This window comes from Streptomyces flavofungini (assembly GCF_041028215.1).
In the GTDB taxonomy this organism is placed as follows: Bacteria; Actinomycetota; Actinomycetes; order Streptomycetales; family Streptomycetaceae; genus Streptomyces; species Streptomyces flavofungini_B.
The window spans coordinates 1-4,460 of the sequence record NZ_JASKYR010000647.1 but is presented as its reverse complement, the minus strand read 5'-3'; the positions used below and the strand labels follow the sequence as shown (position 1 = coordinate 4,460).

The window sequence follows — 4,460 nt, the reverse complement described above, 5'->3', positions numbered from 1 at the left end:
GTACGACCTCACCGGGGCGCGTGGCCCAGCGCCCCGTGGTGAGAACGAGGTCGTCGACCGCACCGCCGCGCGCACCCCGGCCGACGACGGTCATCGGCCACGCCTGCGAGGTCGGCGCGGCCTTCGAGGTCTGCGAGGTCGGCGAGGCGCCCGAAGCGCCTGGCCCGGAGGAGGCCGTCTCGATGTGCGGGGTGACCGACACCGTGCGGAACGGGCCCGCCACGGCCGTCACCCCCTCGGCGCGCCCGGTCGCTCTCGCCTGCCCGGCGCCGACGTGCGCGGCGTCGTACTCGACGGACAGATGCGCGCCGCGCTGCCGGGCGAAGGCGTCCTCGAACGGCGCGCCCGAGACCGCCAGAAGCGAACCTCCCAGGACGGACGCGGCGACCGCCATCAGCACCGTCAGAGCGATCACGAGTGTCTGCACCCGGCGCCGTCCCACGCCCGAGCGCACCACCCGGCCCAACGCGCTCAACGGGACACCCCCGCGCCGACGTCCCCGGCGACCCGGCCGTCGACGATCCGGCCGTCGGCGATGCGCACCGTGCGGTGGGTGCAGGAGCGGGCCAGGGCGAGATCGTGCGTGACCACGACCACGGTCTGCCCCTCGGAGTTGAGCTCCCTGAGCAGGCGGCCGACGTCCTCGCCCGCCGCTGTGTCGAGCGCGCCGGTGGGCTCGTCGGCCAGGATCAGCGGCGGGCGGTTCATCAACGCCCGTGCTATCGCGACGCGTTGGCGTTCACCGCCGGAGAGGCGCCCCGGATGGGCGCGGGCGTGCCGGTCGATGCCCAGGGTCTCCAGGAGCTCGGCCGCCCGGCGGTGCGCCGCGCCGCGTGCCGTCCCGGCGAGCAGGGCGGGCAGCGTGACGTTGTCCGTGACGGTCAGGTCGTCGAGCAGGTTGAAGAACTGGAAGACCATGCCGATCCTCGTGCGCCGGAAGCGGGCCGCCGCGGCCTCGCTCAGCCGGTCGACCCGTACGCCGTCCACGGTGACCGTCCCCGTGCCCGGCCGGTCCAGGCCCGCGATCAGGTTCAGCAGCGTGGACTTGCCGCTGCCCGAGGGCCCGAGGACGGCGACCGCCTCGCCGGGCCACACCCGCAGCGCCGCCTTGCGCAGCGCGGGCGGACCGTCGTCGTACGCGCGACCCACGTCGCTCAGCTCGATCAACGGGTCTTCCATCAGGGCTCCTTGGGTTCGTGCGGGGTGGGTCCGCGCATCCGGTCCCTGGAAGCTAGGCGGCCCCGCGCCGGTGCCACGTCCTTCGCCCGAGCCCTTTGCGGTCCTCCCGCGGAAGGAGGCCCTCCCTGCGTCCTCCTTGAGAAGTAGGCGGCTGACGTACACGGCGTCCCGGAACCGACCGCCGAGACGGATGCCGCACGCCCCCAGGAGTGGTGAGAATGTGCCGGTGGAGAACGGAAGCGCGACGAGCGGACGCGCGACGAACGCGAGCGCGCTGAAGGAACGGCTGCGGGAGGCGGCCCGTCGCGCGCTGCGCCCGACCGGCCCCGCACCGCGCCTCACCCGGCGCGGACAGTACTTCGACCTGCTGGTCGCGGCGGCCTTCGCGATCGCCACGGTGTACTACGCCCTCGATGTCGCCGACAACCAGGTCCGCGAGGTGCTGCTGGGCGTGGGCCGGGCGGTCCAGCCGTCGGGCACCGACGCGCGGATCGCCCTGAGCGCCCTGGCGCTCGCCGCTTCGGGCGCGCTGATGCTGCGCCGCCGCCACCCGCTGGCCGTGCTGTGCGTGGTGACCTGCGCGGCGCTGCTGACCCCGCAGGACGTGCAGCGGCTGACGTTCTATCCGCTCGTGGTCGCCGTCTACAGCGCCGCCGCCTACAGCCCCTACCGCGTCCCCGCCCTCACGGCCGTGCCGACCGCCGTCCTCCTGGTCTTCGCCTCCGGCACCTCGACCACCCATGTCTACCCGTACCAGCCGGGCATCGTCCCCAACGAGTACGTGGCGCTGTGGATTCTCGGCCCGCTGGCGATGGCCGCCAACGGCCTGCGGACCTGGCGGGTCCGCACGGACGAGGGCCGCGCCCGGCTGGCCGCCGTCGAACGCGAGCAGGCCGAGGCCCTGCACCGCGCCGTCGCCGAGGAGCGCGCCAGGATCGCCCGCGAACTGCACGACGTCGTCACCCACAACGTCAGCGTCATGGTCATCCAGGCCGGTGCCGCCCGCAGGGTCATGCGGGTCGTCCCGGACGAGGCCGACGAGGCGCTGCTCGCCGTCGAGGCGAGCGGCCGGGCCGCCATGACGGAGCTGCGCCACGTCATGGGGCTGCTCACGATGGACGGTACGGGCCACGGGGCGACCCGGGCCGACGATCCGGCCCCGCGGGCCGGGGATCTGGCCCCCCAGCCGGACCTCGACCAGCTGGAGACCCTGGTGGGCCGGGTCCGTGACACGGGTCTGCCGGTCGACCTGAAGGTCGTGGGACCGGCCCGCCCCATGCCCTCCGGCATCGGGCTCACCGCCTACCGCGTCGTCCAGGAAGCCCTGACCAACACGGTCAAGCACGCGTCCGGGGCCAAGGCCACCGTCTGCGTCGAGTACGCCCCCGACCGGCTCCGCGTGGAGGTCTCCGACACCGGGGGCTCGCCGGGACCCGGCGCGTCCGCCGGGAACGGGCGCGGACTGCTCGGCCTGCGCGAGCGCCTCTCCGTCTACGACGGAACCCTGCACTCCGGCCGCCGCCTCACCGGCGGCTACCGTGTCGAGGCCCTGATCCCCCTGGAGGCACCGTGACCAACCCGCCGCTGCGTGTGGTGCTCGCCGACGACCAGACGCTCGTCCGTACCGGATTCCGCATGATCCTGCGCTCGGGCGGCATCGAGGTGGTCGCCGAGGCCGTCGACGGCCGCGAAGCCGTGGACGCGGTGCGCCSCACCCGGCCCGACGTGGTCCTGATGGACGTCCGGATGCCGGAGATGGACGGCTTGGAGGCCACGCGCCGCATCCTCGACGGGCGGGCGCGGGAGGGCGCTCCGGGCGAGGGCCTGCCGGGCGTGCCCCGGGTCGTCATCCTGACCACCTTCGACCTCGATCAGTACGTCTACGCCGCCCTGTCCGCCGGGGCCAGCGGCTTCCTGCTCAAGGACGTCACCCCGGAGCAGCTGATCTCCGCCGTGGGCACGGTCCGCTCCGGCGACGCCCTGCTCGCCCCGGCCGTCACCCGGCGCCTGGTGGAGCGCTTCACGCGGCAGGACAGCCACACCACCACCGTCCACCGGGACCTCGCCTCGCTCACGCCGCGCGAACGCGAGGTGCTCGGCCAGGTGGCACGCGGCCTGAGCAACGCCGAGGTGGCCGACCGCCTGCACCTGGCCGAGACGACCGTCAAGACCCACGTGTCCCGCGTCCTCGCCAAGCTCCAGCTGCGCGACCGCGTCCAGGCCGTGATCGTCGCCTACGAGACGGGCCTGGTCAGCATCGGCCACCAGGCGCCCGCCGAGCACGGGTGAACGGCCCCCGCCCGTGCGGGCGCCGGGAAGTGGCGGGCACGAAGTGGGTCTCCGCCTGGACGCGGACATGCAGCGCGGCGCCGAACGGGCAGCCCGGTGCCAGTTCGTCGAGCAGGGCACCGGCCTCCGCGCGCAGCGCCGAGAGCCGCGCGTGGTAGGGGCGAAGCACCTCCGGCGCGGTCATCATGGCGCGCAGGTGTTCCCGGTCGATGGCCGATGAGGGTGCCTCCCGCAGGGCGGCCAGGGCCAGTCGCCGGGTCCGGTCGGGCGCGGAGTGGAGCAGGTGGACCAGCAGATAGGTCGGTGTCCGGTTGCGCAGGTCCTCGCCGGGGCCGTCGCGCAGATCGTCCTCGTCGTTGCGGAACTGCGCCAGCATGCCCAGGATCTGGCCGAAGCGGTGCCATCTTGCGACCCGTCCGGCACGGGCGTCGGTGCGGTGGTCCGAAGCGGTGGCCAACCGCGCGGCCATGGAACAGGCCATGGCGTAGACGGCGCCGCTCTTGTCCCGGTAGACGTCGAGGATGGTCTGCGGGGTGGTCTGCTCGGGCCGGATGAGGAGGTCGCCGAGCTGGCCGTTGCTCGCCGTCGTCCAGGCGCGCAGGTAGGCCGCCGTCAGTTCGTCGCGTACGGCGCCGGGGGCGTCCACGGCCGCCAGGGCGCGCAGCGGCAGGGCGTATCCGCACTCCAGGGCCGCGGTCAGGGCGGCGCCGCGCGAGATCCCGTACAACTGGGGCCCCGTGTCGCCGTCGGCGAAGTCGTCGAAGGCGTTGGCGGCACGCCACCACAGGGCGTGGGCCGCGGCGACCGGGACGGCCGGGGCGGGATCGCCGGTCAGGGCGCCGTGCACCAGGAAGGGCAGGGAGTGTTCGAGTGGTGAGGCCCTTCCGTGGCTCACGAGCCTGCTGACGGAGGCCCGCAGGGGGGCCTGCTGGGGAGGGTAGGCGTCGAGGAGTCCGGCGAGGTAGTCCGGTACGCGGGGCAGGGTGCGGGCC

General features: G+C 74.4%; 4 protein-coding genes and 1 pseudogene. 2 read left to right on the top strand and 3 right to left on the bottom strand.

What is annotated here, in order from left to right:
• Positions 1–475 (bottom strand): annotated as a pseudogene (locus AB8Z36_RS31700) (ABC transporter permease); the annotation flags it as partial.
• Positions 472–1,179 carry an ABC transporter ATP-binding protein gene (locus AB8Z36_RS31695; RefSeq protein WP_369216834.1) on the bottom strand — a complete coding sequence of 236 codons (708 nt, stop codon included), beginning with the start codon at positions 1,177–1,179 and terminating at the stop codon, positions 472–474. The pseudogene AB8Z36_RS31700 and the gene AB8Z36_RS31695, both read right to left, overlap by 4 nt.
• Positions 1,180–1,405: 226 nt before the next feature.
• Between AB8Z36_RS31695 and AB8Z36_RS31690 the strand changes: the two genes are divergently transcribed.
• On the top strand, positions 1,406–2,752 hold the full coding sequence (locus tag AB8Z36_RS31690; RefSeq protein ID WP_369216833.1) for a sensor histidine kinase: 1,347 nt from the start codon (positions 1,406–1,408) through the stop codon (positions 2,750–2,752).
• Entirely contained in the window at positions 2,749–3,468 is a 720-nt protein-coding gene (locus AB8Z36_RS31685) for a response regulator (protein WP_369216832.1), read from the top strand. Before AB8Z36_RS31690 ends, AB8Z36_RS31685 begins: the two co-directional genes overlap by 4 nt.
• On the opposite strand, the gene AB8Z36_RS31680 is transcribed toward AB8Z36_RS31685, so the two are convergent.
• Positions 3,431–4,460, bottom strand: a 1,030-nt coding sequence (locus AB8Z36_RS31680) for a polyprenyl synthetase family protein (RefSeq protein ID WP_369216831.1), incomplete at its 5' end; no start/stop codon positions are given. The genes AB8Z36_RS31685 and AB8Z36_RS31680 overlap by 38 nt on opposite strands.